The sequence below is a fragment of the Streptomyces sp. NPDC026659 genome (genome assembly GCF_040638245.1).
GTDB lineage: Bacteria > Actinomycetota > Actinomycetes > Streptomycetales > Streptomycetaceae > Streptomyces.
This window is the reverse complement of the sequence record NZ_JBEZXY010000001.1, coordinates 638,152-652,397: the sequence shown is the minus strand read 5'-3', so window position 1 is coordinate 652,397 and position 14,246 is coordinate 638,152. Positions and strand designations below refer to the sequence as shown.

11 protein-coding genes are annotated in these 14,246 nt (G+C 72.1%); 6 read left to right on the top strand and 5 right to left on the bottom strand.

Features of this window, described 5'->3' with window-relative positions; genetic code table 11:
• Positions 1–20: 20 nt before the first annotated feature.
• From AB0E91_RS02820 to AB0E91_RS02810, 3 genes are all read right to left on the bottom strand, one after another.
• A complete protein-coding gene (locus tag AB0E91_RS02820) occupies positions 21–1,589 on the bottom strand; it encodes an alpha/beta fold hydrolase (RefSeq protein ID WP_361774108.1) in 1,569 nt (522 codons plus the stop codon).
• A 132-nt stretch (positions 1,590–1,721) separates the two neighbouring features.
• Positions 1,722–2,477 carry a hypothetical protein gene (locus AB0E91_RS02815; RefSeq protein ID WP_361774105.1) on the bottom strand — a complete coding sequence of 252 codons (756 nt, stop codon included), beginning with the start codon at positions 2,475–2,477 and terminating at the stop codon, positions 1,722–1,724.
• Positions 2,478–2,555: 78 nt separating this feature from the next.
• Complete coding sequence (locus tag AB0E91_RS02810; RefSeq protein WP_361774102.1) at positions 2,556–3,464, bottom strand: LysR family transcriptional regulator; 909 nt, start codon at positions 3,462–3,464, stop codon at positions 2,556–2,558.
• Between the two features lie 126 nt (positions 3,465–3,590).
• Between AB0E91_RS02810 and AB0E91_RS02805 the strand changes: the two genes are divergently transcribed.
• Both AB0E91_RS02805 and ggt read left to right on the top strand, forming a co-directional pair.
• Complete coding sequence (locus AB0E91_RS02805; protein WP_361774099.1) at positions 3,591–4,295, top strand: type 1 glutamine amidotransferase domain-containing protein; 705 nt, start codon at positions 3,591–3,593, stop codon at positions 4,293–4,295.
• Positions 4,296–4,489: 194 nt separating this feature from the next.
• Positions 4,490–6,286 carry a gamma-glutamyltransferase gene (gene ggt, locus AB0E91_RS02800; RefSeq protein WP_361774096.1) on the top strand — a complete coding sequence of 599 codons (1,797 nt, stop codon included), beginning with the start codon at positions 4,490–4,492 and terminating at the stop codon, positions 6,284–6,286.
• Positions 6,287–6,339: 53 nt separating this feature from the next.
• Here ggt and AB0E91_RS02795 read toward each other — a convergent pair whose 3' ends face one another.
• The gene (locus AB0E91_RS02795; protein WP_361774093.1) at positions 6,340–8,913 is read right to left on the bottom strand and encodes an ATP-dependent Clp protease ATP-binding subunit; all 2,574 of its coding nucleotides are present in this window, start codon (positions 8,911–8,913) and stop codon (positions 6,340–6,342) included.
• A 261-nt stretch (positions 8,914–9,174) separates the two neighbouring features.
• Positions 9,175–9,951, bottom strand: a complete 777-nt coding sequence (gene map, locus AB0E91_RS02790; protein WP_361774090.1) for a type I methionyl aminopeptidase — start codon at positions 9,949–9,951, stop codon at positions 9,175–9,177.
• A 33-nt stretch (positions 9,952–9,984) separates the two neighbouring features.
• On the opposite strand from map, the gene AB0E91_RS02785 reads away from it, so the two are divergent.
• The 4 genes from AB0E91_RS02785 (at position 9,985) to AB0E91_RS02770 (ending at position 14,223) form a co-directional block, all read left to right on the top strand.
• The gene (locus AB0E91_RS02785; protein WP_161182376.1) at positions 9,985–10,236 is read left to right on the top strand and encodes a helix-turn-helix transcriptional regulator; all 252 of its coding nucleotides are present in this window, start codon (positions 9,985–9,987) and stop codon (positions 10,234–10,236) included.
• 209 nt (positions 10,237–10,445) lie between these two features.
• On the top strand, positions 10,446–11,288 hold the full coding sequence (locus tag AB0E91_RS02780) for a nitrilase-related carbon-nitrogen hydrolase (RefSeq protein WP_361774087.1): 843 nt from the start codon (positions 10,446–10,448) through the stop codon (positions 11,286–11,288).
• A complete protein-coding gene (locus AB0E91_RS02775; RefSeq protein WP_361774084.1) occupies positions 11,285–12,568 on the top strand; it encodes an aspartate aminotransferase family protein in 1,284 nt (427 codons plus the stop codon). The genes AB0E91_RS02780 and AB0E91_RS02775 overlap by 4 nt, the downstream gene beginning before the upstream one ends.
• Before the next feature lie 41 nt (positions 12,569–12,609).
• Entirely contained in the window at positions 12,610–14,223 is a 1,614-nt protein-coding gene (locus AB0E91_RS02770) for a PucR family transcriptional regulator ligand-binding domain-containing protein (protein ID WP_361774081.1), read from the top strand.
• Positions 14,224–14,246: the final 23 nt, after the last annotated feature.

Here is a 14,246-nt window from a genome sequence, read left to right as displayed (position 1 = left end):
CGTCCGGCGGCAGCCGGAGATCACTGCTCGCGCAGGGGGACCGACACGTACGACGGGTCGGCCTCCGGCGAGGAGAAGGTCAGCTGCGCGCCGGACGGGTTGTGCTCGATGTAGAGCGGGTCGACCGTGTCCACGACCAGCGCGAGCCGGTGCCCGGACGGCACGTCGTACGCCGTCGAGAACAGCTCCAGGTCCACGCCGAACGGCTCGCCCGGCGTCCTCCCGTGCCAGGTCAGCGGGGCGTGCGTGACCAGCTTGCCGATCCCGAGCGGGCCCACGTCGTACAGGTAGGCCACCAGAGTGCCGCTCTCGGCGGTCGGGGTGAGCGTGGTGTGCAGCCTGGCGGTGCCGCGCACGCGCTGCGGGGCCGGGTACCGCTCCGACTGCCACACGGCCGCCCAGCGGCGCGGCAGCAGCGGGATGGAGGCCATCGGCGGCAGCTTGGCGAACTGGTCCAGGGCGCCGGAGAGCAGCACGACCCCGCCGTCCGCGCCGGAGTCGACGTTCGCGTGGATGGTCCTGGTGCCGGTGAGCGCGAGCTTGCGCTCGGTGGCGCCGACCGACTTCCAGTCCGGGTAGCCCTCGTAGCCGCCCGCGTCACGGGACTCCAGCTGGACGGGCCGCTCGCGGTCGATGCCGTTGTCCACGCCGCGCAGATAGCGGTCGAACCAGCGGGCGGTGTCCGTCCACACGTCGTTGGGCAGCCCGAACAGGCCGGTCAGCTCCGGGGTGGCGTGGTCGCCGGGACGCAGCTCCAGGCGCTTGGGTCCTGTCAGCTTCTCGTAGAAGTCGGCGTACTGGTTGACCGGGAAGATGGAGTCGTTCCAGGCGCCCGCGAGCAGGACGGCGGGCTTGCTCTTGTTCAGCCGGTCCAGGTAGGAGGCCGCCGAGCGCAGGTCGCCCCACGCGGTCAGCTCCTGCTCGTGGGAGAGGTCGGACGCGTAGAAGCTGTCGAAGATGCCGCGCAGTTCGGGGCCCTCGCGGCCGGTGACCAGGCCCGCGCCGTCCAGCAGGGCGCCCGCCTGGACGTGCTGGGTGCGGCCCGAGTAGATCGAGCCGATCAGGTCCGCCCAGCCGCTGAGCGCCGCCACGGCCTTGACGCGCGGGTCGTGGGCGGCGGCGAGCAGGCTGATGCCCGCGCCGTAGGAGACGCCCGCCATGCCGATGCGGTCGGGGTCGGCGGGGGTGTTGGCCAGCGCCCAGTCGATCACCTTGGACGCGTCCGCGAGGTCGGGCGGCCCGGCCACCTCGATCTCGCCGCCGGACTGCCAGAAGCCGCGCACGTTGTAGGTGAGGACCACATAGCCGGACTCGGCGAGCCTGCGGGCCTGGGCGAGGTACTGCACCTGGGGCAGGCCCCAGCTGGTGGGGAGGACGAGGAGGGGATGGCGGCCGGTGACGGTGTTGTCGGAGGGCGTGACGACATTCGCCTTGAGGACGGTGCCGCCGTCGCCGGGAATGTCGACGAAGCGTACGGAGGGGGCGGCTGCCTGGGCCGCCGGGGCCAGTCCGACGAGGGCCCCGGCGGCCAGCGCCGCCGATACGGTGCCGACGGCGCAGGTGCGCAGGGTGCGGTGGGGGGATCGCATGGGTCACTCCTGACGCGTGCCAGTCCAAAGTGACCCGAGGGTAGTGGGCGGTTGCCGACTCAAGTAACCCGTCGGTAAGTTACGTACGGGTAAAGGTTGTTGGGCGTGACTGTTGAACGCGAGCGGTGAACGCTACGACGCCTGGGGCGCCGGTCGCGCCTCTTCCTCGGTGACCGGGAACGGCGCCTGCGCGGCCCGCGTCACATCGGCCACCAGCTCCACCAGATCCGGGCCGTACGCCTGGGAGTTGACCACCTTCAGCAGCAGCACGAACGGGCCGTTGCCGTGCTTGCGCGCCAACTTCGGGTGATTGCGGGCCAGATAGCGCGTCGCCGCCTGGTTGGTGATGGCCCGCTGCCCGCAGAAGAGGAAGACGGGGCGGGTCTCGCGTCCGGCCGTCACCTTGGCGAGCAGCACGTACTCGGTCGTGCCCGGCTCCATCCGGTACGTCTCCGAACCGATGCGGAACGCGCCCCGGTTGGGCCCCTTCTCCTTCTCCGCGTTGACCCGGATACCGGGCAGCAGCGCCGTCATATGGGCCTGCATCCGCCGGTTGGACGCCGGACCGCCCACACAGAACTCGGTGCGCTCCCCGAACCCCTGATGGGTCGCGTCCTGCGTCACCACCTGGAAGTGCGCCCCGCACTCCTTGATCAGCGCGGACAGCTCAAGGAGCGCGAACACGTCGAAGCGGTGCACGGCGGGCTCCGTCGCCGCCGGGTCGCGGTTGACGACGAGCAGGGACTCCGCGTTCTCCGGCAGCCCGAAGAACGCCTGCTTGCGCCGCAGCCTGCGCCGCCACAGATAGGTGCGGGCGAGCCAGCCGAGCGCCGCGCTGACGCCGGCGGCTATGACACCCAGGACGATGTTCCGTACGTCGTCGTTCATGGGCGGGCATGCTATCGGCACGCATGGAATCGCACGCATTTTCGCAGGTCGCGGCGGTCTTTCGCGCGGGCCCGCGGGTTACAGGGTTCCCCAGGCCGCCGCGTGGTCGAGGAGCCGGTGACGGACGGTGCGGACCACGGGTTCGACGGGACCGGAACGGGTCACCAGATAAAGGGTGTTGAGCGGTGGCACCTCGGTGCGGTGCAGCGTTTCGAGGGAGCCCGCGCCGAGAGCGGGTTCGGCCAGGTAGCGGGGGAGGACCGAGATGCCCGCGCCGGCGATCACGGCCGCGAGCACGGCGCGCAGATCCGGCACCAGCACGGAGACGGGGTTCGGCGGGCGACGGCCGAACTCGCTCCGCCAGTAACGCCGGATGATGGGCAGCTCCTCGGTGTAGGCCACCAGCGGCAGGTGTGCCAGGGCGGCTACCGGGTTCTCGGCCAGGCGTTCGGGATCGATGGAGCGAGCGGCGGTGGGCGTGCCCACCAGAACGAACTCCTCGTCCAGGAAGGGCGTCGCGGTCAGGCCACGCAGCTTCGCGGGAGGACGGACGGGGGAGACCACCAGGTCCAGTTCCCCGGTGGAGAGGGAGGCGAGCAGCGGCTCGGCGACGCCGGGAGTGACGTGCAGCCGCAGCCCGTGACGGGTGAGGGGAGCGAGCGCGGGCAGCAGGCGGGTCGCGGTGAACTCGCCCGCCGCGCCCAGCCGCACGGTGCCCTTGCAGGACTTGTCGTCGGCTTCCTCGGCCAGCGCCCGACGCAGACCGTCCAGATGCGGACCGATCCGGCGGGCGACTTCGTGTGCCCGCTCGGTGGGCTCGGCGCCCCCGCGTGACCGGACGAACAGGGTGTCCCCGAGCTGTTCCTCCAGCCGGGCGAGCCGGCCGCTGACAGTTGGCTGGGAGACGCCCAGTGCGGTCGCGGCCGCGGTCAGCGACCCACGGCGGTAGATCTCCAGGAAGGCCGTCAGCAGATGGAGGTCCGTCACGCAACCCAGCGTACATAAGAAGGCTTATGGATCAGATCCGGCAGCAGAACGGAACTGATGAAAACTGAGGACGTCACCGCCCCGGTTCCGGGGCACCTCCCATGCTCAGAGAAGAGACTTCCCGTCATGGCGAAGATCCTGATGATCATCTCGGCCGCCGACACCCTCACCCTGGCCGACGGCACCTCCCACCCCACCGGTTACTGGGCGGAGGAGGTCGCCGCCTCGCACCGCGTCCTGACCGGGGCCGGACACCAGGTGGACATCGCCACACCCGGCGGGGTCCGCCCGACCGTCGACCCGATCTCGCTGGACGGGCGCGGTGGTGTCGAGGCCGCCGATGGTGCCGCCTTCGCGGCCTACCTGGAGTCCATCGGGGCCGAGCTCGAAGCCCCGTTGGACCTGGCCGGTGTCCGGGCCGCGGACTACGACGCCCTCTACCTGCCCGGCGGCCACGCGCCCATGGCCGACCTCGCCGATGATCCCGGGCTCGGCTCCCTCCTCGCCGGTGCCGACGAGCGCGGCACGGTCATCGCGGCCCTGTGCCATGGTGTGGCCGGCCTGCTCGCCGCCGAGCGCGCGGACGGCGCCTTCGTCTTCGCGGGCCGCGCCCTGACCGCCTTCACGGACGACGAGGAGCGCCAGGGCGGCCTTGGCGACGCGGCCCCGTGGCTGCTCCAGACCCGTCTCGCCGAGCGCGGCGCCGAGCTGAGGACCGGCGCCCCCTGGTCCGACACCGTGGTGTCCGACGGCAACCTGATCACTGGACAGAACCCGCAGTCCACCGTCTCCACCGCCGAGCGGGTCCTGGCGGCGCTCAAGGAGGCCTGACCTCCCCGCACGGGACTGCGGCTCCATACAGAGGCCGGGCGCGCCCCATCCTGGTCCGCGCCGGTCCGCGCCGCGCCCCGCCGGGCAGTGGGGGCGCCCGGCCTGTGACGGTCGTGTGACGACAGGCCGGGGCGTACTGTCGAGACATCCCCGATCCGGTTACGCTGCGCGGACGTCACCCCCGGGAGGTACGCATGGCACGTCCTGGCACGCGCGGGCTCGCGGTGGCCGCCGTCTCGGCCGCCGTCCTGTCGACCGTGGCGGCGGGGCCGCCGCACCCGGGAGGACAGCCCGCCAAGACCCCCGTCGCCGTCGGCTACGGCGGCGCGGTCGCCAGTGTGGACGCCGATGCCACCGCTGCGGGGATCGAGGTGCTGAGGAAGGGCGGCAACGCGGTCGACGCGGCTGTCGCCACCGCCGCCGCGCTCGGCGTCACCGAGCCCTACTCGGCGGGCATCGGAGGAGGCGGCTACTTCGTCTACTACGACGCCAAGTCCCGTACGGTGCGCACCATCGACGGCCGTGAGACCGCCCCGCTGACCGCCGGGAGCGACCTCTTCCAGGAGAACGGCAAGCCGCTCGCCTTCGCGGACGCCGTCAGCAGCGGACTCGGTGTCGGCACCCCCGGTACGCCCGCCATCTGGAGCACGGCGCTGGCCACGTGGGGCACGCGGTCGCTGGCGAACGTCCTCCGGCCCGCCGAGCGGATCGCCCGTGACGGCTTCACCGTGGACTCCACGTTCCGCTCGCAGACCTCCGACAACGAGAAGCGGTTCCGCTACTTCCCGGACACCGCCAAGCTGTTCCTGCCCGGCGGCCAACTGCCCGTCGTGGGCTCGACGTTCAAGAACCCGGAACTGGCCAGTACCTATGAGGAGTTGGGGCGCAAGGGGGTCGGCGCGGTCTACCGGGGCGACCTCGGGCGGGACATCGTCTCGACCGTCAACAAGCCGCCCGTGGACCCCGGTTCGGGCTGGAACGCCCGCCCGGGCAAGCTCTCCGCGAAGGACCTCGCCGCCTACCGCGCCAAGCAGCAGAGCCCCACCGAGACGTCGTACCGGGGCCTGAAGGTGTACTCCATCGCGCCCTCCTCCTCCGGCGGCACCACCGTCGGCGAGGCCCTCAACATCCTTGAGAACACCGACCTTTCGCGTGCGAGCGAGACCCAGTACCTCCACCGCTTCATCGAGGCCAGCCGGATCGCGTTCGCCGACCGGGGCCGCTGGGTGGGCGACCCGAGCTTCGAGAACGTGCCCACCAAGGACCTGCTCTCCCAGCGGTACGCCGACTCGCGCGCCTGCCTGATCAAGGACGAGTCGGTCCTCACCAGCCCGCTCGCCCCCGGCGACCCCCGCCACCCCGCCGCCTGCGCCAAGGGCGGCAAGGCGGCCCCGACGACCTACGAGGGCGAGAACACCACCCACCTCACCGTCGCCGACAAGTGGGGCAACGTCGTCTCCTACACGCTCACCATCGAGCAGACCGGCGGCAGCGGCATCACCGTGCCCGGCCGCGGCTTCCTGCTCAACAACGAGCTGACCGACTTCTCCTTCGCCCCCGCCGACCCGGCCGTCCACGACCCCAACCTGCCGGGACCGGGCAAGCGGCCGCGCTCCTCCATCTCCCCGACGATCGTCCTCGACCGGCACGACCGTCCCGTGGTGGCCCTCGGCTCGCCCGGCGGCGCCACCATCATCACCACCGTGCTCCAGACCCTCACCGGGTTCGTGGACCGGGGCCTGCCCCTGGTCGACGCCATCGCCGCACCCCGCGCCAGTCAGCGCAACGCGGCCCAGACCGAACTCGAACCCGCCCTGTACGACAGCCCGTTGCGGGCGCGACTCGAAGCCATCGGGCACAGCTTCAAGCTCAACCCGGAGATCGGCGCCGCGACCGGCGTCCAACGCCTGCCGGACGGCCGCTGGTTGGCGGCCGCCGAGAAGGTGCGGCGGGGCGGTGGCTCGGCGATGGTGGTGCATCCGGCGCCCTGACATCGCCGCGCCGCTGCTCAGGAAGCTCAGGAAACCCAGGAAGCCCAGCACGCTCAGGACGCGGCCTCGGCCGACTGGGCCCGCTCCCGGTTCTCGATCCGGAAGTCCAGCCCGTCGTCGGCCGTGTCCACCGTCACCCGGCCGCCCTCGGCGACCTCGCCCCGCAGCAGCAGCCGCGACAGCTGGTTGTCGACCTCGCGCTGGATGGTGCGGCGCAGGGGGCGGGCGCCGTACTCGGGCTGGTAGCCGCGTTCGGCCAGCCAGTCCACGGCCGCGTCGGTGAAGTCCACCGTCACGTCCCGGGCCCGCGCCAGTTCGCGCGTGCTCTCCAGCAACAGGTCGGTGATCCGCCGCAGTTGCTCGCCCGTGAGCTGCCGGAAGACCACGATCTCGTCGATGCGGTTCAGGAACTCCGGCCGGAAGTGCTCCCGCAGCGGCCGCAGGATCTGCTCGCGCCGCGCCTCCTCGTCGGCGTCCTGCCCGCCGGGACCGAAGCCGATCGAGGCGCCGCGCCGGGTGATGACGTCCGACCCGAGGTTGCTCGTCATCACGATCACCGTGTTGGAGAAGTCCACCGTGCGCCCCTGCGCGTCGGTCAGGCGGCCGTCGTCCAGCACCTGGAGCAGGATGTTGAACACGTCCGGGTGCGCCTTCTCCACCTCGTCCAGGAGCAGCAGCGAGTACGGATGCCTGCGTACGACCTCGGTGAGCTGCCCCGCCTCCTCGTGCCCCACATAGCCGGGCGGCGCCCCGATCAGCCGGGAGACGGTGTGCCGCTCCTGGTACTCGCTCATGTCGAGGCGGACCATCCGGTCCTCGCTGCCGAACAGGTCCTCCGCGAGCGCCCGCGCCAGCTCGGTCTTGCCGACGCCGGTCGGACCGAGGAACAGGAAGCTGCCGATCGGCCGGTCCGGGCTGGCCAGGCCCGCGCGCGAACGCAGCACCGCGTCGGCCACCACCCGTACCGCCTCGTCCTGCCCGACCACCCGCTGGTGCAGATGGTCCTCCAGACCGAGCAGCCGCTCCTTCTCCTCCTGGGTCAGCCGGCTCACCGGGACACCGGTCTGCCGGGAGATCACCTCGGCGATCGCCTCCGCCGTGACCTCCAGGTTCTGGCCTTCGTCGGCCTCGCCGTCGTCGCTGGCCGCGATGCGCTCCTTCAGCTCCACGATCCGGTCGCGCAGCCGGGTCGCCTCCTCGTACTGCTCGCTCGCGACCGCCTGGTCCTTGTCCCGGACCAGTTGCTCGGCCTCGCGCTCCATCGCGCGCACGTCCGTGCCCTTGGTCCGCGCGCCGAGCCGTACCCGGGCGCCCGCCTGGTCGATCAGGTCGATCGCCTTGTCCGGCAGCCGCCGGTCGGTGAGATAGCGGTCCGACAGCTCCACGGCCGCCGACAGCGCCTCGTCCGTGTACCGCACCTGGTGGTGGGCCTCGTAGCGGTCCTGGAGTCCGCGCAGGATCTCCAGCGCGTCCTCGGGCGTCGGCTCCGGCACCAGGATCGGCTGGAAGCGGCGGGCCAGCGCCGCGTCCTTCTCGATCCGCCGGAACTCCTCCAGCGTCGTCGCGCCCACGATGTGCAGCTCGCCACGGGCCAGCGCGGGCTTGAGGATGTTCCCCGCGTCCATCGCGCCGCCCTCGCCGCCCGTGCCCGCGCCGACGACCGTGTGGAGCTCGTCGATGAACACGACCAGTTGATCGGAGTGGGCGCGGATCTCCTGCACGATGTTGTTCAGGCGCTCCTCGAAGTCGCCCCGGAAGCGGGTACCGGCCACCACCGCAGTCAGGTCCAGCGCCACCACCCGGCGCCCCTCCAGGCCCTCCGGCACGTCACCGTCCGCGATGCGCTGCGCCAGTCCCTCCACGACGGCCGTCTTGCCGACCCCCGCGTCACCGATCAGCACCGGGTTGTTCTTGCCGCGCCGGGAGAGGACCTCGATGGTCTGCTCGATCTCCTTCTCCCGTCCGATCACCGGGTCGATACGGCCCTGGCGGGCCAGCTCGGTCAGATCGCGGCCGTACTTGTCGAGCGTCGGCGTACCGGTCGGCTGCGGGCGCTCCACGCGCACCTGCGTGGGGGTGCCGGCGCCCTCCGGCGGCGGGGGCGGCAGCGGGCCCGGGTGGAAGCGGGCCGCGTTCAGGATGTGCCCGGCCGCCGAATCCGGGTTCGCGGCGAGCGCGCTCAGCACGTGCTCGGGGCCGATGTACCCGGCTCCGGTCGACCTCGCCATGTCGTGCGCGTCGAGCAGCGCCCGCTTGACCGCCGGGGTCAGCGACAGCGCGGTCGGCGGCATCTTGCCCTGCGGGTGCTGGGAGGGGCCCGCGCGGCCGTCTATCTCCGTCGCCAGCGAGTCCGGGTCGGCGCCCGAACGGGTCAGCAGGCTCCGGGTGGGCTCGCTGGACAGGGCGGCGCGCAGCAGGTGCTGGGTGTCCAGGTCCCGGCTGCCGTGCTCGGCGGCGTACTGCGCGGCCCCTCTGACCAGCTCGCGGGCCGGCTGGCTGAGCAGGCGGCCGATGTCGATGGGGCGGGGGCCGGGCTGCCCTGGGGCGCCGGGGGCTCCGCCGAAGTAGCGGGAGAAGAGTTCCCCGAAGGGGTCGTTCTCGGGGGGACCGGTGTAACCGCTGGTCATCGTTACCGTCCTTCGCAGACGATGTGCGGAGCGGCGGGGGGCCACTTCTGCCAACTCTGGCACGTCGGTCTCCGAGTGGCACCTGCGGGCGACCACGGCGGGGGGTGGTGCGGGTTGTCCGTCGGGTGCGGGTCGTGGTGGGTTCTCGCGCAGTTCCCCGCGCCCCTTTCGGTGGCTCGGGGCGTCTTTCGGGTGCGGGTCCTTCGTGACTGCTCGCGCCCGCGCGGCGGAGCCGCACATCGATACAGCCCGCGCCCCTTTTCAGGTCGGCTGTCGTGCTGTGAGGATTCGGGGGCCGTTCTCCGTGATCGCCACCGTGTGTTCCGCGTGGGCCGCGCGGGAGCCGTCCGAGGTGCGGAGGGTCCAGCCGTCCTCCGCCTCGTAGTACGCGTTCTTGCCGCTGGCGATCAGCATGGGCTCGATGGCCAGGACCATGCCGGGGCGGAGGGGGATGCCGCGACCGGGGCGGCCCTCGTTGGGGACCTCGGGGTCCTCGTGCATGTGGCGACCGATGCCGTGGCCGCCGAAGCCGGACGGGATGCCGTAGCCGGCCCGGCGGCAGGTGCGGCCGACGGCGTGGGCGATGTCGCCGATGCGGTTGCCGACGACGGCCGCCTCGATGCCCGCGGCCAGCGCGCGTTCGGCGGTCTCGATCAGGCGCAGGTCCGCCGGGTCGGGGCGGCCGACCACGAAGCTGATCGCGGAGTCACCGGCCCAGCCGTCCAGCAGGGCGCCGCAGTCCACGGAGAGCAGGTCGCCGTCGCGCAGCCGGTACGTGGTCGGGATGCCGTGCACGATCGCGTCGTTCACCGAGGCGCAGATCACCGCCGGGAACGGGGTCGGCGCGAAGGAGGGGCGGTAGCCGAGGAAGGGGGACGTCGCGCCCGCCTCGCGCAGCACCTCGCGGGCGACCTCGTCCAGCTCCAGCAGGCTCACGCCGACTCCGGCGGCCTGCCGTACGGCCGTCAGGGCGCGGCCGACCACCTGGCCCGCCGCGTGCATCGCGTCGATCGACGCGTCCGTCTTGAGTTCCATCATGCCAATTACTATACCGGTATTAGAATGGGTTCCATGGTGCGCACCCCCCTCACCCCAGAAGAGCGCGAACGCGGCGAACGGCTCGGCGCGCTGCTGCGCGCGGCCCGTGGCCCCCGGAGCATGGCCGAGGTCGCGGCGGCGGCCGGGATCTCCGCCGAGACGCTCCGCAAGATCGAGACCGGCCGGGCCCCCACCCCGGCCTTCTTCACCGTGGCGGCCCTCGCCGGGGCGCTCGGGCTGTCCATGGACGAACTGGCGGCCCTCTGCGTCCTCGTGAGCGCCTGAGGCGGACCGCAAACCACGCGTAGTCGGGCCGTAACACAACTGGTGTTGGCTACATCCGCGCGCTCACCCACCGGAGTGTGAATCGAGATCGACTCAGCGGGTTGTCGACGATGGTCTTGGCAAGGGCGTCCAGGAGGCTTACTTTCGTCCCTCTACGGGCCGTTTCTGCGGGCGTGGAGGGCTCGGACGCCGCGTCGAAGGAGCAGCTCATGGCCAACGTCGTACGTGCCGCACTGGTCCAGGCCACCTGGACCGGCGACACCGAGTCCATGATCGCGAAGCACGAGGAGCACGCCCGCGAGGCGGCGCGCCGGGGCGCGAGGATCATCGGCTTCCAGGAAGTCTTCAACGCCCCCTACTTCTGCCAGGTCCAGGAGCCCGAGCACTACCGCTGGGCGGAACCGGTCCCCGACGGCCCGACCGTGACGCGGATGCGGGAACTGGCCCGTGAGACCGGCATGGTGATCGTCGCCCCCGTCTTCGAGATCGACGGCGCGGGTTTCTACTACAACACCGCCGCCGTGATCGACGCCGACGGCGGCTACCTCGGCAAGTACCGCAAGCACCACATCCCCCAGGTCAAGGGCTTCTGGGAGAAGTACTACTTCAAACCCGGCAACCTCGGCTGGCCCGTCTTCGACACCGCCGTCGGCAAGGTCGGCGTCTACATCTGCTACGACCGCCACTTCCCCGAGGGCTGGCGCGAACTAGGACTCAACGGCGCCCAGTTGGTCTACAACCCCTCCGCCACCCACCGTGGACTCTCCTCGCACCTCTGGCAGTTGGAGCAGCCCGCGGCCGCCGTCGCCAACGAGTACTTCGTCGCCGCGATCAACCGCGTCGGCCAGGAGGAGTACGGCGACAACGACTTCTACGGCACCTCGTACTTCGTGGACCCGCGCGGACAGTTCGTCGGCGACCCGGCCGACGACAAGAGCGAGGAACTCCTCGTCCGCGACCTGGACTTCGACCTCATCGAAGAGGTACGGCAGCAGTGGGCGTTCTACCGCGACCGGCGCCCCGACGCGTACGAAGGACTGGTGCGGCCATGACCGACCTCTACGCCCGCCACCGCCGGGTCATGCCCGACTGGCTCGCCCTCTACTACGACGACCCGCTGGAGATCACCCACGGCGAGGGCCGCCACGTCTGGGACAACTACGGCAACCGCTACCTCGACTTCTTCGGCGGCATCCTCACCACCATGACCGCGCACGCGCTGCCCGAGGTCACCAAGGCGGTGAGCGAGCAGGCCGGGCGGATCATCCACTCCTCGACCCTGTACCTGAACCGCCCGATGGTCGAACTGGCGGAGCGTATCGCCCAGTTGAGCGGTATCCCGAACGCCCGGGTCTTCTTCACCACCTCCGGCACCGAGGCCAACGACACGGCGATGCTGCTCGCCACCGCCTACCGGCAGGGCAACACCGTCCTGGCGATGCGCAACAGCTACCACGGCCGCTCCTTCGGCGCCGTCGGCATCACCGGCAACCGCACCTGGTCCACGACCTCCCTCTCCCCGCTCCAGACCGTCTACGTCCACGGCGCCGTCCGCACCCGGGGGCCGTACGCCGCGCTGGACGACCGCGCGTTCATCGACGCCTGCGTGGCCGACCTGCGCGACCTCATCGGCCAGGGCCGCACGCCCGTCGCGCTGATCGCCGAACCCATCCAGGGCGTAGGGGGATTCACCTCCCCGCCCGACGGGCTGTACGCCGCCTTCCGCGAAGTCCTCGACGAGCACGGCATCCTGTGGATCTCCGACGAGGTGCAGACCGGCTGGGGCCGCACCGGCGACCACTTCTGGGGCTGGCAGGCACACGACCGGAATGGCCCGCCGGACATCGTCACCTTCGCCAAGGGCATCGGCAACGGCATGTCCATCGGCGGTGTGATCGCCCCCGCCGAGATCATGAACTGCCTGGACGCCAACAGCATTTCCACCTTCGGCGGCACCCAGATCACCATGGCCGCAGGGCTCGCCAACCTCACCTACCACCTGGAACACGACCTCCAGGGCAACGCCCGCCGCGTCGGCGGCCTGCTCCTGGAGCGGCTGCGCTCCGTCGCCGCCCGGCTGCCCGGCGTCCGCGAGGTGCGCGGGCGCGGCCTGATGATCGGCGTCGAACTGGTCCGGCCCGGCACCGACGAGGCCGACCCCGCCGCGGCCGCCACCGTCCTGGAGTCCGCCCGCTCCGGCGGCCTGCTCATCGGCAAGGGCGGCGGCCACGACACCAGCGTCCTGCGCATCGCCCCGCCCCTCACCCTCACCGTCGCGGAGGCGGAGGAGGGCGCGGACATCCTCGAGGACGCGCTGCGGAGCACGTACTGAGAGCGCGCGGAGGAGCCCGTACGAGAGACGAGGTACCGCCCATGACCACCACCTCGGAGTCCTGGCACCCGGCCGCGCCCGCCGGCGGACCGGCGCTGTCCGTCCGGCAGGTGCTCACCCTGGAACGCGTGCTCGCCGGGGAGCCCGAGGTGGTCGCCGGGGCCGGACAGCTCGACCGCGCCGTGCGCTGGGTGCACGTCGCCGAGGCCGCCGACGTCGGCGTGATGCTCAGCGGCGGCGAGATGGTCCTCACCACCGGCGTGCTCCTCGCGGGCGACGAGGCCAAACAGGCCGCCTACATCCGCTCCCTGCACCACGCGGACGCCGCCGCCGTGGTCCTCGGCCTCGGCCGCGCCTTCCCCGCCCCGCCCGAGACGATGTGCCGCACGGCGGAACGGTACGGCCTCCCCATGGTGGTCCTGCACCGGCCGTTCCCCTTCGCGGAGTTGACCGAGGAGGTCCAATCCCGGCTCGTACGGCGGAAGTTCGCCGCCGTCAGCCTCTCCGAGGCCGTACGCACCGGGCTCACCGGACTGATCACCGCCGGGGCACCGCTGCAACAACTCCTGGACGAGATCGCCCGGCACAGCGGCTGCCCGGTCGTCGTCACCAACCTCGCGCACCGCGTCCTCGCCACGGCGGGGGAGCGGTCCGCCGTGGACGACGTGCTGCGCGACTGGGAGCGCATCGCCCGGCAGGCATGGGGGCACCACCCGGGCCTTTCGGGCACTGGGGGAGGCAGCGCGGGCGACGGCTGGGTCCGCGCCGAACTCGGCGGCCGGGGCGAGAGCTGGGGACGGCTGCTGCTGTGCGGCTACCGGGGCGACGCGGCCACCGGACGGCTGCTCGCCGACCGCGCCGCCGAGGCCCTGGTCCTGCACCGGATGCTCGGTGGCGGCTCCACGGCGAGCTGGGAGGAGCAGTCCGCGCGCGGCCTGCTCACCGACCTCGCCTCCGGCACCGTACCCGCCCGGCAGCTGCTGCCCAGGGCCCGCGCCGCCGGGCTGCCGGTCGGCCGGCGCACCTTCGTCCCGCTGGTCGTGCCCGGCGCCGAACCCGCCCTGCTGGACCGGGTGTTGCGCGCGCTCGGCCTGGCGGGACTCGTGGCCGAACTCGGGGACGGCGTCACCGCCGCCCTGCTCAGTCTCGCCCACGACCAGGACGCCGAGGCGCTCACCGCCCGCTTCGCGGCCCGGCTGCGCACGACCGAGCCGGACCTCTCCGTCGCCGTCGCCGAGCCGCGCGAGACATGGGACGACGTGCCCGCCGGGCTGCGCGAGGCCCGGCACGTCGCGGACGCCCTCGCGGGCGCCGACGCCGCCCTGGACCGGCCGCCCGTGGTACGGCTGCGGGACGTCCATCTGCGCGGTCTGGTACGGCTGTTGCGCGACGACCCGCAGGTGCAGTCCTTCGCCGAACGGGAGCTGGACGGCCTGCTGTGCGCCGAGGGCGGCGAACTGCTGAACGTGCTGCGCACCTACCTCGCCACCGGCCGCAACAAGTCCCGCACCGCCCAGCTCCACCACGTCTCGCGGCCCGCCCTCTACCGCCGCCTGGAGGCGATACAGACGCGCCTCGGCATCGACCTCGACGACTTCGAGCAGGCGGCCTCGGTGCACATCGCCCTGCTCGCCCACGACGCGCAACGACACTGAAACACGCCACGACCTGGGAAAAC

Excerpts from the sequence above, each read along its gene's own strand:
- AB0E91_RS02820 (WP_361774108.1), bottom strand. The coding sequence starts at position 1,589 with ATGCGATCCCCCCACCGCACCCTGCGCACCTGCGCCGTCGGCACCGTA.
- AB0E91_RS02815 (WP_361774105.1), bottom strand. The coding sequence starts at position 2,477 with ATGAACGACGACGTACGGAACATCGTCCTGGGTGTCATAGCCGCCGGC.
- AB0E91_RS02805 (WP_361774099.1), top strand. The coding sequence starts at position 3,591 with ATGGCGAAGATCCTGATGATCATCTCGGCCGCCGACACCCTCACCCTG.
- ggt (WP_361774096.1), top strand. The coding sequence starts at position 4,490 with ATGGCACGTCCTGGCACGCGCGGGCTCGCGGTGGCCGCCGTCTCGGCC.
- AB0E91_RS02795 (WP_361774093.1), bottom strand. The coding sequence starts at position 8,913 with ATGACCAGCGGTTACACCGGTCCCCCCGAGAACGACCCCTTCGGGGAA.
- map (WP_361774090.1), bottom strand. The coding sequence starts at position 9,951 with ATGATGGAACTCAAGACGGACGCGTCGATCGACGCGATGCACGCGGCG.
- AB0E91_RS02785 (WP_161182376.1), top strand. The coding sequence starts at position 9,985 with ATGGTGCGCACCCCCCTCACCCCAGAAGAGCGCGAACGCGGCGAACGG.
- AB0E91_RS02780 (WP_361774087.1), top strand. The coding sequence starts at position 10,446 with ATGGCCAACGTCGTACGTGCCGCACTGGTCCAGGCCACCTGGACCGGC.
- AB0E91_RS02775 (WP_361774084.1), top strand. The coding sequence starts at position 11,285 with ATGACCGACCTCTACGCCCGCCACCGCCGGGTCATGCCCGACTGGCTC.
- AB0E91_RS02770 (WP_361774081.1), top strand. The coding sequence starts at position 12,610 with ATGACCACCACCTCGGAGTCCTGGCACCCGGCCGCGCCCGCCGGCGGA.